Origin of the sequence: Prevotella falsenii DSM 22864 = JCM 15124 (assembly GCF_000613945.1) — a bacterium.
Taxonomy (GTDB): Bacteria; Bacteroidota; Bacteroidia; order Bacteroidales; family Bacteroidaceae; genus Prevotella; species Prevotella falsenii.
This window is the reverse complement of sequence record NZ_BAJY01000030.1, coordinates 12749-32546: the sequence shown is the minus strand read 5'-3', so window position 1 is coordinate 32546 and position 19798 is coordinate 12749. Positions and strand designations below refer to the sequence as shown.

Here is a 19798-nt window from a genome sequence, read left to right as displayed (position 1 = left end):
GCCGTCAGCCGGTAAATATTTAAAGTTTCGTAGAATTTTTATTTTCTATTGCTTAAATCATTTTTTTTACCGTATATTTGCAAGTATATGAAATACTTATCTTGATGTTTGGGGAATGGTGAAATATAGCAATGTGCCTCTCCCCTACCGATTTGAAAATGCAAACAGTATAAGAAACTTATAAATAACAAGTATGAATAAAAAGTCGATACAGCAAAAACAATCATTCGCCATTGCTTTCATTGCATTGGTAATGGGTATTTCTGCATGTAAAACTCCTAAACAACAGTCTGATATGCAGGTTATTAATCTTACTCCAAACGTGAAATTCTTGTTTAATGAAAAAGGCGAATGCTATGTGAAGAACAAACAGAAGATTTCTGAAAAGGATTTTCAAGACCTAACGAGTTTTGGCGGTTTTATGTGGGTTTCCACTCGTATTATAAAGGAAGACGGACAGTTGGATACGCAAGATTATTATCGTTCTATGGTTGGACTTAACCCTGTTAATTATTATTTCAAAGACGGAAAGTGCCATACATTTTTCTTTTCGTCAGCTACGGGCAAAACTGTCAGCTACGAATACACTTACAAGTACGATGCGGAAAGCAATCATCTGACAATAAACGACTTTGCCGACATAGACATTATAACACTGTCGGAAGGAGCAATGGAGGTGATTCAGCCCATGGGAGCATTCCCCAACGGAAAACCACGATATGCCTATACGGTTTACAGGCGTACCGGCGACGAAGAAATATCGAGCATATTAATGCGTGCCGGTCTGCTTAAGCCGTCGATAAACTTAGACGAACTGCCGGAAGAAGAAAAGTAAACACAATAAAAAATGCGCATACAAGAGCATCAACCGATCAAGTATGCGCTATTGTTTTTTTTAAAGTATATAGTCTTTAATTTCATAACATTACTTTAGTCTTACCTGAAAATTGAGTTTAAACGATAGAGTTCCGTCATCTTCTTTTATTATCGATGCGTATTCATGACGTGAAGTGCTTGACCGCTCCAAATACGCATTGGAGAAAAGATAATCTTCAAAACGATTACGGTCATAAAAATGGTAGCAAAGGATTTCACCATCTTTCTTTACGACCAAATATCCTCCGTTTGCATCAAATTTGCCACTCCAAGCGGTAGCCGGCATCATACCTAATGCAGCAGAAGTTAAAAGGTGCTTGATTTTATACGCATAGAACGGTGATGCCTGTTCTGTATCATATCCCAAAGGATTAACTTCCGTAATTAGTTCTGCTAATTCCTTCAATGTTGAGATACCGCTATTCAACTGTTCCAAAAGCAAATGAGCAATTATAGCCGGTAAATCACCATCAAGCATAACAAGATTATTGCGGAATGTCGGATTATCAACCTTATCAAATATCAGCTCGCCTCCTTTCTCTTTAATAGTATCGACTCTATCTATTACCTTGTTCCGTTTAGGATTCAATGAATTAACATTGGCGATATCTTCATCTGAAAGTGCTACACCTTGTATCTTAAAATTGAAGTTTGTGGCTTTACTTGCATTCAACAGTGTCGAATCTCCTCCCAACTGAGATTTTATACTGAACCCCATCTCGGAGTTTATTTTGGTTCTATGGTCATGCAGAATAATTCGTATATCCGTTTTATCTGATGATTTTGCCTTTAAAGAATGACAATAAATGCGATTCATGAAGGCTTCAATTTGCGGAATGGAAAAAGCTCCATCACTTTCATTGATAGCCTTTAATAATTTCTCAGCTTCATCTAAAAACACAGAAGCAGGGATACGTAACAAATCTTCCCCTTGGGGAGTTTGAATTACGACATCTTTGTCTTGCAAGCTATAGTTGTAACTACTTTCTTTTTCTTGTCGAAGAATCATTATTATCGGATAGAATAAGTTCTGAATCTTATTCAAGTTTTGGTCGCCTGCATAGACTTTACCTTCACCCAATAGTTTGAGTAAAGTGTATATTTCACTCCATTCTCCTTTATTTCCTGTCAGTGCCATATTTCTTGGATTTTGAGAGATTAATCCTTTTAATTATTTCCTGTGCAGTAGCTTGAATAGCCGGAACTGCAACAGAATTTCCAAATTGTTTGTAAGCGGAAGCATCTGCTACTCCGATTATGAAATTATCCGGGAAACCCTGCAAACGTGCCCATTCTCGTGGAGTCATTCTGCGTAAACCATCACGATTAACTTCACCTTTGATGTTGGTTACCGGGGTAAAATCTTCAAGGCGGTTATCTATTACAAGATTACGCTCTCGTCCCATACCTCCAACAACGATGGCATTTGCAACGCCATCATCAGGTATTATTTCATATCCAAAACCGTTACCTTTTGCTGCATGTCTTTCTTTATGAGCTACAAGAGTCTTCACATATTGAGTGGATAAATAGTACTTTGCAGAAACAGTATTTTCTTCTTTTATATCCGCAAATGTTTTGCTCGTATCAGTTGGAGTCGGATATGAAAATTCGCTGACATTTTGGTCTTTTCTAAATCCTACTATGTACACTCTCTCTCGATGTTGTGGAACGCCAAAATTCATTGCGTTTACAATTTGAGGTTCAGGAACATAATAATCCAAATCTTCCCTTAAAACTTTTAGTATCGTTTGGATGGTTTTTCCCTTATCATGAATAAGCAGACCTTTTACATTCTCTAAGAAGAATGCTTTCGGACGCTTTCTACGTATGATTTCTGCTACATCAAAAAACAAAGTACCTCTTGTTTCTTCAAACCCGAGTCGTTTCCCAGCCAACGAAAATGCCTGACAGGGAAATCCGGCACACAAAACATCAAAATCATCGGGAATAAATGATTTGGTGGTTTCTTTGGTTATATCACCAAATGGAACTTCTCCATAGTTTAACAGATATGTTTTTTGAGCCTGTGTGTCCCATTCAGATGAAAATACACATTTTCCACCAAGATTTTGCATTGCTATTCTAAATCCACCAATTCCTGCAAATAAATCAATGAATGTAAATTTAGGATTATCTATAGGCAAGAACGGAACAGAGAACAAATCTGAAAACAGAGAATATTGGACACAAACATCCGAAACGCATCTTTCCTCAATTTGCTTGTTGTGGACATTGTATATATCCTCTATCAATCCCTCTGCTTTAGATTCATACGGTTTAGCATATTTATAGCTTTGATTATGCAGATAATGAGAAACTATTGCCATCTGTTCGTTAAATGCCATAACAGTTCCATCTTCATTCAAAGAATGAGGGCCATACATTTGCATAACAACCTTATTACCACCACACATTTTTGTGATGGCAATTTTTTCGGAAGTTTTATTATCTGTATTCATATAATTTAAAATTCTATTTAAGCATTTATCAGGTTCTTTGGTTATCTCTGTCTCCCAGAATCGGAAAACTTTCCAACCTTGTTTCTGCAATGCGGTATTAACCTCTTTATCGCGCTCAATATTTCGTTCAATTTTAGAGTGCCAAAAATCGCAGTTGTTTTTATGGTCATTCTTCCTTATCTCCCAATTTCTACCATGCCAAAATTCGCCATCGCAAAATATCGCAATTTTATGACCTTTGATTACAAAATCCGGTTTACCAAATACAGATGTGTCATTTTTACGATATCTCACTCCTGCATTCCAAAGCAATTTTCCAAATAGAAGTTCCAGTTTGGTTCCTTTGCCCTTATTTGCTGCCATATTTTTATGGCGTTGTTCTTTTGTCAGGTGGTCCATTGGTGCTATTTTGAGAAACAGTATATGCCAAATCCAGTTTACAAAGGTACTCATTTTAATTTGAACGAAGTTTAAGGTCGGCAGATAATAATAAAAAAGAATACAATTTTGCTCATTTTTAATGTGTTGAATCGGCAAAAACTGAACTTTTGCTGCGTTTATCTATATCCTGTCCTTTCTTGGCTTTTAGCTGACAGAAAAATATAACGTAATAAAACCTTTTTCAGTCTATTCGCTACACCCTTTCTTTTTCTGTCACTTCGTTACGTGTTTATTTTATAAAGCAGCCTTATCGAACCGTTATATGAAAGCAACCTTGCTTCTTTTCGTATTTTATATGGCAGCGACCTTGTTTGCGCAAGTCGCTTAACACCTCGCTTAAAATCCATTTTAGGGTATCGTTGCGCACCCGTCGCGTTATAGGCGAATACTTATTGTAGGCTATATCAAACGTTGTTCCATAAAGGTGGCAGCTGTTTTCGGTTGCATTATGGTTGTAACGTCTGAGTTTTTCAACATCTTCTTTCGTTCGTAAAACACTTGTTACCAATATCTTTGTAAGTGGAATGTTCTTTACTTGAAGGCTGTCGAAGAAGTTGCGCCCTATGTCTTGAAGCAAAACAGAAGCCGATGGCACAAGATATGGTATGCTGCTCGACAAGCGTTTTACATCGTAGAAAGGGTTGCTACCTATATATACAAGTTCTTTCTTGCGCAACTCCGCATCTTCTCTGTTTATGACAGCCTTTACTGCATACTTCATTGCCGATTTGAATTGTACGTGTTGCGAGTCGGGAAAACTTTCATCATAGTTTGCCACGCCAACGATACGGTTCTTCATTTCTTTTCCGTTAGCATCGAAAAACTGTGTCAAACCATTGCCCGGTGCAAAAGACTGAGCAGTTGTCTTGGTTTCGTTTGCAGGTTTATTGCTTTTAGAAGTATCTGGTAGTATGCGCGTTGTATCGCTTACTAAAGTCTTTTCTTTAACAGCATAAGACGGCTTTGCCACGGAAGGGAAAATAAGCCTGACAACTGCCAAGAAAGCTGTTGTAGCCATAAAACCTATTAAGAAATTATTCTTTGTTATCTTCCATTTTGTTTTCATTGGTACAAAGGTAGCTATTTTTTAATAAAATCGACTTACAAGATTTGATAATTATTTGCGTGGTTCACGTTTTTATATTAACTTTGCAGCAGTATTAAAATAGGTGAAAGAAATTGATAGAAAAACATATTGTTCTTGATGATATTGACCCCGTAGTGTTCTATGGCGTTGGTAATATACATCTGCAAATGATAAAATCTCTCTTTCCAAAAGTGAGAGTTGTTGCTCGCGACAATGTTATAAAGGTATTGGGCGATGAAGAGCAGATGGCAAAGTTAGAAGAAGATGTTGAGAATATGCGCAAACATATTTCAAAGTATAATGTTATAAGCGAGGAAGATATTCTTGACATTGTAAACGGACGACAAACAAAAACAGATGCAGGCAAAGGTGTGTTGGTTTACTCTGTTTCGGGAAAGCCTATAAAAAGCCGCTCTCGTAACCAGCAGCTACTGGTTGATGCTTTCAATAAGAACGATATGGTGTTTGCGGTAGGGCCGGCAGGTACAGGTAAGACCTATTTGAGTATTGCGCTTGCTGTAAAAGCTTTGAAAGCAAAGGAAGTCAAGAAGATTATTCTCTCTCGTCCTGCAGTCGAAGCCGGAGAGAAATTAGGTTTTTTACCCGGCGACATGAAAGAAAAGATAGACCCTTATCTGCAACCTTTGTACGATTCGCTTGAAGATATGATTCCCGCAGTTAAACTTCAAGATATGATGGATAAGCACATTATACAAATAGCTCCGCTTGCATTCATGCGAGGAAGAACGTTGAACGATGCTATTGTCATACTTGATGAAGCCCAGAACACTTCGACAGCCCAAATTAGAATGTTTCTTACGCGATTGGGAATGAACTCTAAAATGATAATAACAGGCGATTTAACGCAGATAGACCTTTCCTACAATCAGAAAAGCGGTCTGAAAGAAGCAATAGAAATACTTTCCGGAACAGAAGGAATAGCTGTTGTGAAACTCGATCAAAAAGATATTGTAAGACATAAGCTCGTAACGAGAATTGTTACTGCTTACGATACATACGATAAAGCAAAGAAAATAAAAACTACTCCATAAAATAATAAGAATTATGAATGCATTAACTAAAACCGATTTCAAGTTCGAAGGACAGAGAAATGTTTATCACGGAAAAGTTCGTGATGTCTACGACATTAACGATGATTTAATAGTAATGGTTGCAACCGACCGTATTTCAGCCTTCGATGTAGTATTGCCTAAAGGTATTCCTTTTAAAGGACAGGTTTTAAACCAAATAGCTTCAAAGTTTTTAGACCTTACTTCAGACATTTGCCCCAATTGGAAATTGGCAACTCCGGACCCGATGGTTACAGTGGGATTGAAATGCGAAGGCTTTAAGGTGGAGATGATTATCCGTTCTATCCTTACAGGTTCAGCTTGGAGAGAATATAAAGCCGGTTGCAGAGAACTTTGTGGTGTGAAACTTCCAGAGGGAATGAAAGAAAACGAACGCTTCCCCGAGCCTATCATCACACCAACTACCAAGGCTGACGAAGGTCACGATATGAATATCTCGAAAGAAGAAATTATCAAGCAAGGCATCGTTTCAGAAGAAGACTACAATACGATTGAAGATTGGACAAGAAAACTTTTTGCACGCGGACAGGAAATTGCAGCTCAAAAAGGTCTTATTCTTGTTGATACTAAGTATGAATTTGGCAAGCGTGATGGGAAATGTTATTTAATAGACGAAATACATACGCCAGACTCAAGTCGCTATTTTTATGCTGACGGCTATGAAGAAAAATTGGCAAAAGGCGAACCACAGAGACAACTTTCAAAAGAGTTTGTTCGCCAATGGTTGATAGAGCATAACTTTATGAACGAACCGGGACAAACCATGCCCGAAATAACCGATGAGTATGCAGCAAGCGTAGGCGACAGATACATTGAGCTCTACGAACATATCACAGGCGAAACGTTTGTAAAGGTTAATAGCGAAATTGATTTGGCAGAACGAATTGAAAAGAATGTAAGCAAATATTTGGCTTCAAGAAAATAAAAGATTTTAAATTAATACTCGCAAGGAAACTTAATCAGTATCAACGTGTATAACCAAGAAAAGATAAAGCCTTATAACAGTATAGAAGAAAAAGGGAAAGTGGTTGAGGAAATGTTTGATAACATAGCCCCAACCTACGACACCCTAAATCATAGACTGTCGTGGAATATAGACAAAAGTTGGCGCAAGAAAGCCATAAAGCAACTTTCACCGTTTAAGCCCAAAACAATACTTGACATTGCAACGGGGACAGGCGATTTTGCTATTTTGTCAGCCAAAATGCTTTTACCGGATACACTTATTGGTGCTGATATTTCTGAGGGAATGATGGAAATTGGACGTCAGAAGGTAAGAAATGAAAAGCTGGAGAGCATTATATCTTTTCAAAAAGAAGATTGTTTAAATCTTACTTTCCCCTCCGATACATTTGAAGCAGTAACTGCAGCTTTTGGTATTCGTAATTTTCAAGACCTTGAGAAGGGGCTTAACGAAATGTATAGAGTTTTAAAGAAAGGCGGACATTTGTGCATTATAGAACTCACAACGCCGATAGCATTCCCTATGAAGCAACTCTTTAAAGTATATTCGAAAGTAGTCTTACCATTTTATGGACGCTTGATTTCAAAAGACAGTAGCGCATACGATTATTTAAATAAGACGATTGCTGCATTTCCACAAGGTGAAACGATGATGAAAATTTTTCAGAAAGCAGGTTTCGTTAAAACATCTTTTAAGCGTCTGACTTTTGGTATCTGTACAATGTATATTGCTGAAAAATAAAATTTAGTTACTTATGGACAAATATGGACTGATAGGTTATCCGTTAGAGCATTCTTTTTCCAAAGGATATTTTAATGAGAAATTTCAAAACGAAGGCATTGATGCCGAGTACAATAATTATGAAATTTCATCTATTGAAAGCCTTTGGGAGATTATTGATACAACTCCGGAATTGAAAGGACTTAATGTTACCATACCTTATAAAAAGCAAGTTATCAAGTATCTTGATGCTTTAAGTCCTGAAGCAAAAGCTATCGGTGCTGTAAATGTCATTCGTATAGAACACACTGGCAATAAAACATACCTCAAAGGCTATAACAGCGATGTTATAGGATTTACAAAAAGTATAGAGCCTTTATTAGAACGCTATCACAAGAAAGCACTTGTATTAGGAACAGGTGGTTCTTCTAAAGCTGTATGCTATGGTCTGAAATCTTTAGGCATTGAACCCAAATGTGTTTCAAGGCGTAAAAACATAGACGTTTTGACTTATAATGATTTATCTCCCAAGATAATAAAAGAGTTTAATGTGATTGTAAATTGCACGCCTGTAGGAATGTATCCAAACGTGGAAGAATGTTTGCCACTTCCATACGAAGCTATGGACAGTCATACACTTTTATATGATTTGCTTTATAATCCTAACGTAACACGCTTTATGGAAAAAGGCAAAGAACATGGTGCGGTTGTTAAGAACGGATTGGAAATGTTGCTTTTGCAAGCATTTGCAAGCTGGGACATTTGGAATGATAGAGAAGTAAAGTAATCTGAAAATATAGTCAAGACAATGAATAACAGATATGCAATGCGTGGCGTTAGTGCTGCCAAAGAAGATGTACATAACGCTATAAAGAATATAGACAAAGGGATTTTTCCACAAGCATTTTGCAAAATCATTCCGGACATCTTAGGAGGTAACGAGGAATACTGCAACATAATGCACGCCGATGGTGCAGGCACAAAATCCTCCTTGGCTTATATGTACTGGAAAGAGACTGGCGATTTAAATGTTTGGAAAGGTATTGCGCAGGACGCCATCGTTATGAATACTGACGATTTGTTGTGTGTTGGAGCTGTAGACAATATTTTAGTGTCGTCTACCATCGGACGCAATAAAATGCTTGTTCCGGGCGAGGTTATATCGGCTATTATTAATGGCACAGATGAATTGCTGGCAGAAATGCGAGAAATGGGAATTGGCATTTATCCTACTGGTGGAGAAACAGCAGATGTTGGCGATTTGGTACGTACCATTATTGTCGATTCAACCGTTACTTGCAGAATGAAACGTTCTGACGTTATCAATAATGCCAATATCCGTCCGGGTGATGTTATCGTTGGTCTGAGTTCGACAGGACAATCGACATACGAAAAGAAATATAATGGCGGAATGGGCAGTAACGGTCTTACAAGTGCACGCCATGACATCTTTTCAAAGTATTTGGCTGAAAACTATCCGGAGAGCTTCGACCCTGCTGTGCCCAACGAATTGGTTTATAGTGGTAAATACAAATTAACCGATGCGGTAGAAGGCAGCCCTTTGAATGCAGGAGAATTGGTACTCTCCCCTACCCGCACCTATGCTCCTGTAATTAAGCGAATACTTGATGAATATCGTAGCGAAATACACGGAATGGTACATTGTACGGGTGGAGCACAAACAAAAGTATTGCACTTTGTTAATGATAACTGTAAAGTCGTAAAAAACAATATGTTCCCCGTTCCTCCATTATTTAAAGCCATAAGGGAATGCAGCGGTACGGATTGGAAAGAAATGTATCAAGTGTTCAATATGGGACACAGAATGGAAATTTATGTTCGCCCCGAAATGGCTGACTCGATTATTGCTATTAGCAAGGAATTCAATATTGATGCACAAGTTATCGGTTATATTGAAGAAGGCAAGAAGAGTTTAACCATCAAGAGCGAATTTGGAGAATTTAATTATTAAACAACAACAGAAATAAGTATATGCCCGAAAAGAATAATATATTAGAGAAACTTGATGGACTTGAAGCACGTTTTGAAGAGGTTTCTACGCTCATTACCGACCCAGATGTAATAAGCGACCAACAACGATACATTAAGCTCACCAAGGAATATAAGGACCTTGGCGACATTATGGACGCACGCAAGCGATATATAAATTGTCTTACTACAATAAATGAAGCCAAGGATATTCTTGCCAATGAAACCGACCCCGAAATGAAAGATATGGCAAGATTGGAGTTGAGTGAGAACGAAGAGCTGCAACCAAAACTTGAAGAAGAAATTAAGCTTTTGCTTGTCCCCAAAGACCCGGAAGACGATAAGAACGTGCAGATGGAAATCAGAGCAGGGGCTGGTGGCGACGAAGCTGCATTGTTTGCAGGCGACATTTTCAATATGTACAAGCGTTACTGCGACAAGAAAGGCTGGACACTATCTATCACATCGGTTTCGGAAGGAACAGTCGGCGGCTTCAAAGAAATAGACTTTGCGGTGGCAGGTACCGGTGTATATGGTATTCTTAAGTATGAATCAGGGGTTCACCGTGTGCAACGTGTTCCGTCTACCGATACTCAAGGACGTATGCAGACGTCGGCAGCTACGGTTGCCGTACTTCCGGAAGCCGATAAGTTTGAAGTGAATATCAATGAAGGCGACATAAAATGGGATACATTCCGCTCGAGCGGTGCAGGTGGACAAAATGTGAATAAGGTGGAATCGGGCGTTCGCTTGCGCTATCCATGGAAAAATCCGAATACAGGCGAGGTGGAAGAAATTCTTATAGAATGTACCGAAACCCGCGACCAACCTAAAAATAAGGAAAGAGCTTTGTCAAGATTGCGTACATTTATATACGACCGTGAACATCAGAAATATGTAAACGACATAGCAAGCAGACGCAAAAGTCTTGTTTCTACAGGCGACCGTTCAGCTAAAATCCGCACGTACAACTATCCGCAAGGTAGAGTAACCGACCATCGTATCGGTTTTACGACTCACGATTTGCCCGGTTTCATGAATGGCGAAATCCAAGATATGATAGATGCACTGACCGTTGCAGAGAACGCTGAAAAGTTAAAAGAAACGGAATTGTAAATTATTGTAAAATTCCGGAAGAAAAAACAAATACTCCACAGGTATAATAGACAGAGATGACGACAAGTCCTACTTCAGTGGGGCACTACTTATACTTCAGTGCCCCACTACTTATACTTTAGTTGTTATTAACATTTACCCCCTTTTTTGAGTATAAACATTCAACTCTGTAAACAATTCGGTAAACTCACGCCAATAGTGAACAATATTTCGTGGGTTGGAACTAAAGAATAAACATTAATCAACATGGATAGAAAACAATTAATTGAGCAGATATTCACAAAGAAATCGTTTCTTTGCGTCGGGCTTGATACCGATTTAAACAAGGTGCCTAAGTTTCTGTTAAACGAAGAAGACCCTATTTTTTCTTTTAATAAAGCCATAATTGATGCAACTGCTCCTTATAGCGTAGCATACAAACCTAATTTGGCATTTTATGAGTGCTATGGGTTGAAGGGTATGGAAGCGTTTGAAAAGACCATAACATATCTGAAAGAAAACTATCCAAACCATTTCATAATAGCCGATGCCAAACGTGGCGATATTGGAAACACATCAAAGATGTATGCGCAAACATTCTTTAAAGAATACGATGTCGATGCACTTACCATTGCTCCGTATATGGGCGAAGACTCTGTAAAACCATTTTTGGAATACGACGGTAAGTGGGCAATTCTTCTTGCATTAACAAGTAACAAGGGAAGCCACGACTTTCAGTTGTTTGAAGACAAAGATGTTATGCGCTTATTCGAGCGGGTACTGACCAAAGCTCAAGAATGGGGCACAACAGCGAACTTAATGTTTGTTGTCGGTGCAACGCAAGGCAGTTTGTTTGCCGATATACGGAAATTAGTCCCCGATAGTTTCCTTTTAGTACCCGGAGTCGGTGCACAAGGTGGTAGCTTGCAAGAAGTTTGTAAATATGGCATGAATAAAGATTGTGGTCTTTTGGTCAATTCTTCACGAGGTATTATCTATGCAAGTTCGGAAGAAAACTTTGCAGAAGTTGCAGGGGAAAAGGCAAAAGAATTGCAACAGGAAATGGCAATAGAGCTTGATAAGCTGAAAAAGTAATTTGAAGGGTAAGTGTTCTATGAGTGGCTGTAAGATTATAAGCGACCCCGTATTTGGGTTCATCAGGATTCCGTCAGGACTTCTTTTGAATATTGTTAAACACCCGTTCATGCAACGCTTAACCCGTATAAAACAATTAGGGCTAACTACCGTTGTTTATCCCGGTGCTCAACATACAAGGTTTCAACACTCGTTAGGTGCATTCCATCTAATGAGTGAGGCTATCTTGTCGTTACAGCAAAAGGGCGTTTTCATTTTCGAAAGCGAAGCAGAAGCTCTTCAGGCAGCTATCTTGATGCACGACATCGGGCACGGTCCTTTTTCTCATGTGCTTGAGAATACATTAATACAAGGAATTACCCACGAAGAAATATCTTTAATGGTAATGAATTGCATCAACCAAGAAATGAATGGTGAGCTTAATCTTGCCATTAAGATTTTCAAGAATGAATATCCCAAGCGTTTCCTTCATCAATTAATCAGCAGTCAGCTTGATATGGACAGGTTGGACTATCTGAAACGAGATAGCTTTTTCACAGGTGTAACAGAAGGCAATATCGGTTCGGCACGAATTATAAAAATGCTGAATGTCGTAGACGATACCTTAGTAATAGATGCCAAAGGTATTTATTCAATCGAGAACTTCCTTACATCGCGCCGTTTAATGTATTGGCAGGTATATTTACATAAAGCCACGGTTGGGTACGAAAAGCTCTTAATAAGTTTATTGCTTCGAGCCAAGAAGCTACTGAAAGATGGATATAAACTATTCGCTTCCCCGGCTTTAACTTTCTTTCTTGAAAATGACGTAAATGCAGAATACTTCAAAAACCATGAAGAAACGTTGGGGCATTACTTGAATTTAGATGATAGCGACTTATGGAGTGCCATAAAAGTATGGCAAAAATCAGAAGATAAAATTCTATCACTTCTTTCCGATGATTTTATCAATCGTAAGCTTTTTAAGGTGGAAATTCATGATACGCCAATTTCACAAGAACAAATAAGTGAATGTAAAGAACAAATTTGTCGTTTCTTAGGTATCACCGAAGAAGATAGCAGCTACTTAATGCAGATAGATACCATTCAAAAAGACATGTACGACATTAACGAGGACCGCATTAGTATATTGTCAAAAGATGGTAGATTAAAAGATATAACCGAGGCATCGGAGATATTGAATGTAGAACTATTATCTAAAAAAATTCGTAAATATTACTTTTGTTATCACAGAATCTAATAAAAGTTTGGTATCTTTGCACGAACAAGCATTTATCATTTATTATATAGAATGGAATTTAACGCAAAGCAAATTGCAGAATTTATACAAGGAAGTATAGAAGGCGATGAAAAAGCAACCATTAGCACTTTCACAAAGATAGAGGAAGGGAAGCGTGGTGCTATAAGTTTTTTGTCAAATCCGAAATATACTCATTATATATATGAAACTGAATGTTCTATAGTTCTTGTAGACGAAAGCATAAAGATAGAAAAGCCAACGAAAGCGACTTTAATACGTGTAAAAAATGCACGAGACTGTGTTGCGAAACTTCTTCAGCTTTATGAAAGTATGAAGCCAAGAAAACAGGGAATAGATTCGTTAGCGTTTATTTCTCCCCAAGCAACAATAGGTAAGAATGTCTATATTGGTGCTTTTGCTTATATAGGCGATGGAGTTGTTGTTGGAGACAACTGTATGATTTACCCTCATACAACCATCATGGACAATACTACTTTAGGAAATAATTGCATTATTTATCCTAATGTAAGCATCTATCACGATTGCAAAATCGGAAATAATGTTATTTGCCATTCCGGTAGTGTTATAGGTGCAGATGGTTTCGGCTTTGCTCCAAATGCAGAAACAAACAGTTACGATAAAATTCCACAAATTGGTATTGTTACCATAGAAGACAATGTTGAAATAGGAGCAAACACGTGTATCGACCGTTCAACTATGGGAAGTACATACGTGCGTAAAGGTGTAAAACTCGATAACCTTGTGCAGATAGCACATAATACTGACATTGGCGAAAACACTGTTATGAGTGCGCAAGTTGGTATTGCCGGTTCTACCAAAGTTGGAGAATGGTGTATGTTCGGTGGGCAGGTTGGAATATCCGGACACTTAAAGATTGGTAATAAAGTCTTCCTTGGGGCACAGTCAGGCGTATTGAGCAAATTGAAAGATAATCAATCACTTATGGGTAGTCCTGCTATTGAGCCACGCAACTATTTTAAATCACAAGTTATATTTCAAAGACTTCCGGAGATTTATAAACAGATAGATGCTTTACAGAAAGAAATTGATGAATTGAAAAAGAATAAATAATAGATATGGAAACAACAAAACAGAAAACACTGAAGGGAAGTTTTTCCCTCTTTGGAAAAGGTTTACACACAGGATTAAGCCTTACTGTTACTTTTAATCCAGCTCCAGATAATACAGGATACAAGATTCAACGAATTGATTTGGAGGGACAGCCTATCATTGATGCTATTGCAGAAAATGTTATTGATACCCAGCGCGGTACAGTAATAGCGAAAGGCGAAGCACGTGTCAGTACTATCGAACACGGTATGGCCGCTCTATATGCAATGGGAATAGACAACTGTTTAATCCAAATTAACGGTCCGGAATTTCCTATTCTCGATGGCTCAGCAGCAATGTATGTTGAGAAGATTAGAGAAATAGGTATCGTAGACCAAAATGCTCCAAAAGACTATTACATTATTAGAAAAAAGATGGAGTATAAGGACGAAAGCGGTAGTATTATCACTATTCTGCCCGACGAACAGTTCTCAATTACAGCAATGTGTTCTTTTGAATCTAAGTTCATCAGCAGTCAATTTGCAACACTTGACGATATAGATAAGTTTGCTGACGAAATATCTCCTGCAAGAACTTTCGTATTCGTTAGAGATATTATGCCATTATTGCAAGCAAATCTTATAAAAGGTGGCGACCTCGACAATGCAATAGTTATCTATGAAAAGCAGGTAGACCAATTTACTCTTGACCAATTGGCTGATTTGCTTAAAGTACCACACATGGACGCCACGAGTATAGGCTACATACAACACAAACCTCTCATTTGGGATAATGAGTGCACAAGACATAAGTTGTTGGATATTATTGGCGATATGGCTTTAATTGGAAAACCTATCAAGGGGCGTATTGTTGCAACCCGACCCGGACACACTGTAAACAATAAGTTTGCAAGAATGATTCGTAAAGACATTCGCAAGCACGAAATCCAAGCTCCTATTTACGATCCGAACGATGAACCATTAATGGATAATATCCGAATACGCGAGCTTCTCCCCCACCGTTACCCTATGCAACTTGTCGATAAAGTAGTTGCGATGGGAGCAACAACAATAGTTGGTGTTAAGAATATTACCGCCAACGAGCCTTTCTTCCAAGGACATTTCCCACAAGAGCCCGTAATGCCCGGTGTCCTTCAGATAGAAGCTATGGCACAGTGTGGCGGATTATTGGTACTTTCTCAAGTAGAAGAACCTGAAAGATGGTCTACCTACTTTTTGAAAATAGATAATGTAAAGTTCCGTCAGAAAGTTGTACCGGGCGATACCCTGTTATTCCGTGTTGAACTTTTAAGCCCTGTACGTCATGGCATCAGCTCAATGCAAGGTTATATGTTTGTAGGCGATAATGTTGTGGCAGAAGCTACATTTACTGCACAAATAGTAAAAAACAAATAAATAAAATTATGAATACTATTAGTCCTTTGGCATTCGTGCATCCAAATGCAAAGATAGGCGACAATAATATCATTGGTCCGTTTTGTTATATTGACGATAATACCATAATTGGCGATAATAACAAACTACTGAATAGTGTTACAATACACACAGGTGCACGAATTGGCAATGGAAACGAGTTTTTCCCCGGAGCAAGTATTTCTACCAAACCGCAAGATTTGAAATTTCGTGGTGAAGAAAGTTTCTGCGAAATTGGCGACAATAATTCAATACGTGAAAACGTAACCATTTCACGCGGTACAGCTTCAAAGGGGACAACGATTGTGGGCAACAACAATCTTTTTATGGAAAGTATGCACATTGCCCATGATTGTATTATCGGTTCAAATATTATTATCGGTAATTCAACAAAGCTGGCAGGAGAAGTTAAAGTAGAGGATTATGCTATTATCTCTGCTTCCGTTCTTTGCCACCAGTTTTGCAACATTGGTTGTAATGTAATGATTCAAGCGGAAGCCGTTTTTCTCAAGACATTCCTCCTTATATTATTGCAGGCAAAGAGCCAATCCGATATGCAGGTATTAATATTATTGGATTAAGACGCAAAGGATTTACAAATGAACAGATAGACCAAATTCATGATGCTTACCGTTTGTTGTATGGTGAAGGAACTCGCGAAGAAAATATCCAAAAGATAAAAGATACTTTACCAATGACGAAAGAAATTCAGCATATCATTGAATTTGTTCAAGCTTCATCAAGAGGAATTATTAAATAAATAGCATTGAATATACAAAATCTTATTGTATTAATAGGTCCGACAGGTGTTGGTAAAACTGCTTTAACACTTGATGTTGCACAGCATTATGGTTTAGAAATTATCAATGCTGATTCAAGACAGATATACAAAGAGATACCCATAGGTACAGCTGCTCCTACAAAGGAGCAGCTGATTCGTGTAAAGCACCACTTTGTTGCTTGTAAAAGTGTTGGCGAATATTACTCAGCAAGCTTTATGAACAAGAAGTTTTGAGTTTATTAAAAGCAAATCCAACATCCTCGTATATCTTGTCTGGCGGTTCGATGATGTATATTGATGCTGTTTGTAATGGTATAGACGATATACCTACCATTGACAATGAAGTACGGCAAACGCTAATGCAAAGACTTGAAACCGAAGGATTAGAGAAACTTTGCGAATTACTAAAAGAGTTAGATCCCGTTCATTGGGAATTTGTAGATAAAAAAAATCCGCGCAGAGTCCTTCATGCACTTGAAGTTTGTATTCAAACAGGAAGGACATACACATCATATCGTACTAACAGGAAACAAGAACGTCCGTTTAATATAATTAAAATAGGATTGAATCGCCCGCGCGAGGAACTATACGAGCGGATAAACGCACGCACAGAAGATATGATTGCTTCGGGAATGATAGACGAGGCTTTGCGCATATACGATAACCGAAACTTAAATGCTTTGAACACAGTTGGCTATAAAGAACTGTTTGAATATCTTGATGGTTTAACTACTCTTGATGAAGCCGTTTTCAAGATACAAAGCAACACAAGAAAATATGCACGTAAGCAACTGACTTGGTTTAAAAGAGATAAGAATATTCGTTGGTTTCACCCGAATGAAACTAAAGAAATATTAAAACACATTGATAGTTTTCTATTCTGAAAACATTTTGGTATTTTTGTAATCTTGTTAGAATAAGTACCTATAAATTACTTCTAAATGAAAAGTATAATCAGATTATTCAAAAACATTATAAAGGGATTCTTTAATTTCTTCCCATGGTACATTAAGTTGTATAAAGGACGTGCATGGTACACAAAGATTTCATTGGGTATCGTATCGTTCTTTGTGTCAATCTTCATCTTCTTTGGTATGGTTGATATGAATTTCTTGTGGCTTTTCGGTAAGTCGCCCGGTTTTGCTGAAATCAAAACTCCGCCAACCTATGCTGCTTCAGAAATATATAGTGCCGACTCTGTTCTAATAGGCAAATATTTCAAGGAAAACCGCATACCTGTGAAGTATGAAGATGTAAATCCAATGTTTTGGAAAGCTTTGATAAGTACTGAAGATGAAAGATTTTACAGCCACCATGGAGTGGACTTTATGGGTATTGGTGGTGCTGTAAAAGATGCCGTAACGCGCGATGGTGCTCGTGGTGCTTCTACTATTACGCAGCAACTTGCTAAAAATATGTTCCGAATCAGAAATAAGGAATATTCCGGATTATTGGGCAAAATTCCCGGCTTGCGAATGCTTATAGTCAAAGCCAAGGAATGGATTATCGCATACAAAATAGAGTTTATTTACTCTAAGAATGAAATATTGACGATGTATGCCAATACGGTTGATTTCGGAAACAATGCGTATGGCATAAAGACAGCTGCAAGAACTTATTTCAATACTACTCCCCGCCAACTTACCACCGAACAGGTTGCGACGTTAGTGGGAATGCTGAAGGCAACAACTTTCTACAACCCGATTTCAAATCCTTCAAATTCTCTTAGCAGACGTAACACCGTTTTATATAATATGGTAACACATGGGCATTTAGCAAAGAGTGAATACGAAAAGTATTCAAGGAAACCTATGAAACTTGATGTCCACGTAGAAGAAAATTATGACGGCAGAGCACAATACTTCCGCGAATATGTTGCCGATTATCTAAAGGATTGGATAAAAGACAACGACTACGACCTTTATAGCAGCGGTTTGAAAATCTATACAACAATTGATACTCGCATGCAGCAATATGCAGAAGACGCTGCAAAGAAACAGATGCGCAAAATTCAACAGGATTTTGACAGGCATTGGAGCGGTCAAGACCCATGGCGCGACGAGAATGGCAATTTAGTGCCGGGATTTATAGAAAGAATAGCAGAACGCCAACCATTCTATAAGAATTTGGTGCAGAAATATCCCAACCGGCCAGACAGCGTATTGTACTACATCAACCGGCCACACAAGGTGAAACTCTTCGATTATGATAAAGGTATAATCGAAAAGGAAATGTCATCGATGGATTCCATTCGCTACATGGTAAAGTTCATGCACTGTTCAATGGTTGCCATGGAGCCTGAAACAGGTGCAGTGCGAGCATGGGTCGGTGATATAGATTTCAAAACATGGAAGTACGATAAAGTTACGGCACAGCGTCAGCCGGGTTCTACTTTTAAACTCTTTGTCTATTCCGAAGCAATGAATCAAGGTTTGGCTCCGTGCGATAAGCGCAGAGATGAATATATCAGCATGGAAGTACCCGATAAAAAGACGGGAATATTGAAAACTTGGACACCACGCAATGCCAATGGCAACTACTCGGGCGACTCTATAACATTAAAAGCAGGCTTTGCACGAAGTATCAATACAATAGCCGTTCGCTTGGGACAAGAGATGGGCATAAAGAACATTATCCGCACTGCTCAAGACATGGGTATAAAGAGTCCGCTCGAAAACGAACCATCATTGGCTTTAGGGTCGAGCGACGTAAATTTGCTTGAAATGGTGAACGCATACTGTACGGTTGCAAATGATGGTGAACATTGCGACCCGGTTGTGGTTACAAAGATACTCGACCAGCGAGGCAACGAAGTGTATGTTGCAAAGCCGGACAACAAGCAAGTGTTGTCTTATCAGAGTGCGTTCTTCATGCAGCAATTGCTAAAGGGCGGACTTACTGAACCGGGTGGAACCAGCCGCACGTTAAATCAATACATATTTGGCGATACCGATTGGGGCGGAAAGACAGGTACTTCCAACAATCATTCCGATGCTTGGTTCATGGCAGTAAGTCCTAAACTTGTCGTTGGCGCATGGGTAGGTGGCGAATATCGTAGCATTCATTTCCGAACAGGTGCTTTAGGGCAAGGTTCCAAGACGGCACTTCCGATGTGTGGTAACTTTATTTACGATTTAATGCGCGACAAGGCTTTCCAAAAGTATCATGCAAAGTGGTTGCCAAATCCGGAAAAAGAGATAGACCCTGCAATGTACAATTGTCAGTCGGTGGTTCAACCGGCACGAGAACCCGATAGCCTGCATCTCTATTACAGAAATGAGCAAGAGGGTTTGCCCGATGAGAACGAGCAAGATGCGGAAGGCGATGAGAACAGGAATATGGAAGACAGGATAGTGCCTCCTCGCGAAAATGAAGAGAACAATAAACCCAAGCAACCGTCAAACGCTCCTATTCATGTTCCAAAGCCGCGCATAGAGCCACTTGAAGTATAAG

15 protein-coding genes and 2 pseudogenes are annotated in these 19798 nt (G+C 38.6%); 14 read left to right on the top strand and 3 right to left on the bottom strand.

Translation table 11 applies throughout. The features are described 5' to 3' along the window. Positions 1-193: 193 nt before the first annotated feature. Positions 194-835: a hypothetical protein gene (locus tag JCM15124_RS10210; RefSeq protein ID WP_024999348.1), complete on the top strand. Its 642-nt coding sequence runs from the start codon at positions 194-196 to the stop codon at positions 833-835. Between the two features lie 90 nt (positions 836-925). On the opposite strand, the gene JCM15124_RS10205 is transcribed toward JCM15124_RS10210, so the two are convergent. The 3 genes from JCM15124_RS10205 to JCM15124_RS10195 all read right to left on the bottom strand — a co-directional run bounded on the left by JCM15124_RS10205 (position 926) and on the right by JCM15124_RS10195 (position 4845). Beyond that, positions 926-2014: an HpaII family restriction endonuclease gene (locus JCM15124_RS10205; RefSeq protein ID WP_024999347.1), complete on the bottom strand. Its 1089-nt coding sequence runs from the start codon at positions 2012-2014 to the stop codon at positions 926-928. Further along, positions 1995-3875 (bottom strand): DNA mismatch endonuclease Vsr, encoded by a 1881-nt coding sequence (gene vsr / locus JCM15124_RS15415; RefSeq protein WP_156930707.1) that lies wholly within the window; start codon positions 3873-3875, stop codon positions 1995-1997. Before vsr ends, JCM15124_RS10205 begins: the two co-directional genes overlap by 20 nt. Before the next feature lie 151 nt (positions 3876-4026). Next, complete coding sequence (locus JCM15124_RS10195; protein ID WP_024999345.1) at positions 4027-4845, bottom strand: DUF5715 family protein; 819 nt, start codon at positions 4843-4845, stop codon at positions 4027-4029. Positions 4846-4958: 113 nt separating this feature from the next. Between JCM15124_RS10195 and JCM15124_RS10190 the strand changes: the two genes are divergently transcribed. The 13 genes and pseudogenes from JCM15124_RS10190 (at position 4959) to JCM15124_RS10130 (ending at position 19797) form a co-directional block, all read left to right on the top strand. Next, on the top strand, positions 4959-5918 hold the full coding sequence (locus JCM15124_RS10190; RefSeq protein WP_024999344.1) for a PhoH family protein: 960 nt from the start codon (positions 4959-4961) through the stop codon (positions 5916-5918). Positions 5919-5931: 13 nt separating this feature from the next. Then, positions 5932-6882 carry a phosphoribosylaminoimidazolesuccinocarboxamide synthase gene (locus JCM15124_RS10185; RefSeq protein WP_024999343.1) on the top strand — a complete coding sequence of 317 codons (951 nt, stop codon included), beginning with the start codon at positions 5932-5934 and terminating at the stop codon, positions 6880-6882. Positions 6883-6927: 45 nt separating this feature from the next. Continuing rightward, positions 6928-7662 (top strand): bifunctional demethylmenaquinone methyltransferase/2-methoxy-6-polyprenyl-1,4-benzoquinol methylase UbiE, encoded by a 735-nt coding sequence (gene ubiE, locus JCM15124_RS10180; protein WP_024999342.1) that lies wholly within the window; start codon positions 6928-6930, stop codon positions 7660-7662. Between the two features lie 13 nt (positions 7663-7675). Then, a complete protein-coding gene (locus JCM15124_RS10175; protein WP_024999341.1) occupies positions 7676-8428 on the top strand; it encodes a shikimate dehydrogenase family protein in 753 nt (250 codons plus the stop codon). Positions 8429-8449: 21 nt separating this feature from the next. Beyond that, entirely contained in the window at positions 8450-9613 is a 1164-nt protein-coding gene (locus JCM15124_RS10170; RefSeq protein WP_024999340.1) for an AIR synthase-related protein, read from the top strand. Positions 9614-9633: 20 nt separating this feature from the next. Continuing rightward, positions 9634-10746 (top strand): peptide chain release factor 1, encoded by a 1113-nt coding sequence (gene prfA, locus JCM15124_RS10165; RefSeq protein ID WP_024999339.1) that lies wholly within the window; start codon positions 9634-9636, stop codon positions 10744-10746. 246 nt (positions 10747-10992) lie between these two features. Beyond that, complete coding sequence (pyrF, locus tag JCM15124_RS10160; protein WP_024999338.1) at positions 10993-11820, top strand: orotidine-5'-phosphate decarboxylase; 828 nt, start codon at positions 10993-10995, stop codon at positions 11818-11820. Positions 11821-11839: 19 nt separating this feature from the next. Continuing rightward, on the top strand, positions 11840-13060 hold the full coding sequence (locus tag JCM15124_RS10155; RefSeq protein WP_024999337.1) for an HD domain-containing protein: 1221 nt from the start codon (positions 11840-11842) through the stop codon (positions 13058-13060). A gap of 51 nt (positions 13061-13111) precedes the next feature. Further along, positions 13112-14152, top strand: coding sequence for a UDP-3-O-(3-hydroxymyristoyl)glucosamine N-acyltransferase (gene lpxD / locus JCM15124_RS10150; RefSeq protein ID WP_024999336.1), 1041 nt, complete (start codon positions 13112-13114; stop codon positions 14150-14152). A gap of 5 nt (positions 14153-14157) precedes the next feature. Next, positions 14158-15546 carry a bifunctional UDP-3-O-[3-hydroxymyristoyl] N-acetylglucosamine deacetylase/3-hydroxyacyl-ACP dehydratase gene (locus JCM15124_RS10145; RefSeq protein ID WP_024999335.1) on the top strand — a complete coding sequence of 463 codons (1389 nt, stop codon included), beginning with the start codon at positions 14158-14160 and terminating at the stop codon, positions 15544-15546. A gap of 8 nt (positions 15547-15554) precedes the next feature. Further along, a pseudogene (gene lpxA, locus JCM15124_RS14105) lies at positions 15555-16324 on the top strand (acyl-ACP--UDP-N-acetylglucosamine O-acyltransferase). Between the two features lie 6 nt (positions 16325-16330). Continuing rightward, positions 16331-17229, top strand: a pseudogene (gene miaA / locus JCM15124_RS14100) (tRNA (adenosine(37)-N6)-dimethylallyltransferase MiaA). 57 nt (positions 17230-17286) lie between these two features. Continuing rightward, entirely contained in the window at positions 17287-19797 is a 2511-nt protein-coding gene (locus JCM15124_RS10130; RefSeq protein ID WP_024999334.1) for a transglycosylase domain-containing protein, read from the top strand. The last annotated feature ends 1 nt before the right edge of the window (position 19798 follow it).

Excerpts from the sequence above, each read along its gene's own strand:
- JCM15124_RS10155 (WP_024999337.1), top strand. The coding sequence starts at position 11,840 with ATGAGTGGCTGTAAGATTATAAGCGACCCCGTATTTGGGTTCATCAGG.
- JCM15124_RS10195 (WP_024999345.1), bottom strand. The coding sequence starts at position 4,845 with ATGAAAACAAAATGGAAGATAACAAAGAATAATTTCTTAATAGGTTTT.
- JCM15124_RS10175 (WP_024999341.1), top strand. The coding sequence starts at position 7,676 with ATGGACAAATATGGACTGATAGGTTATCCGTTAGAGCATTCTTTTTCC.
- JCM15124_RS10210 (WP_024999348.1), top strand. The coding sequence starts at position 194 with ATGAATAAAAAGTCGATACAGCAAAAACAATCATTCGCCATTGCTTTC.
- pyrF (WP_024999338.1), top strand. The coding sequence starts at position 10,993 with ATGGATAGAAAACAATTAATTGAGCAGATATTCACAAAGAAATCGTTT.
- JCM15124_RS10205 (WP_024999347.1), bottom strand. The coding sequence starts at position 2,014 with ATGGCACTGACAGGAAATAAAGGAGAATGGAGTGAAATATACACTTTA.
- JCM15124_RS10185 (WP_024999343.1), top strand. The coding sequence starts at position 5,932 with ATGAATGCATTAACTAAAACCGATTTCAAGTTCGAAGGACAGAGAAAT.
- JCM15124_RS10145 (WP_024999335.1), top strand. The coding sequence starts at position 14,158 with ATGGAAACAACAAAACAGAAAACACTGAAGGGAAGTTTTTCCCTCTTT.
- lpxD (WP_024999336.1), top strand. The coding sequence starts at position 13,112 with ATGGAATTTAACGCAAAGCAAATTGCAGAATTTATACAAGGAAGTATA.
- JCM15124_RS10130 (WP_024999334.1), top strand. The coding sequence starts at position 17,287 with ATGAAAAGTATAATCAGATTATTCAAAAACATTATAAAGGGATTCTTT.
- JCM15124_RS10170 (WP_024999340.1), top strand. The coding sequence starts at position 8,450 with ATGAATAACAGATATGCAATGCGTGGCGTTAGTGCTGCCAAAGAAGAT.
- prfA (WP_024999339.1), top strand. The coding sequence starts at position 9,634 with ATGCCCGAAAAGAATAATATATTAGAGAAACTTGATGGACTTGAAGCA.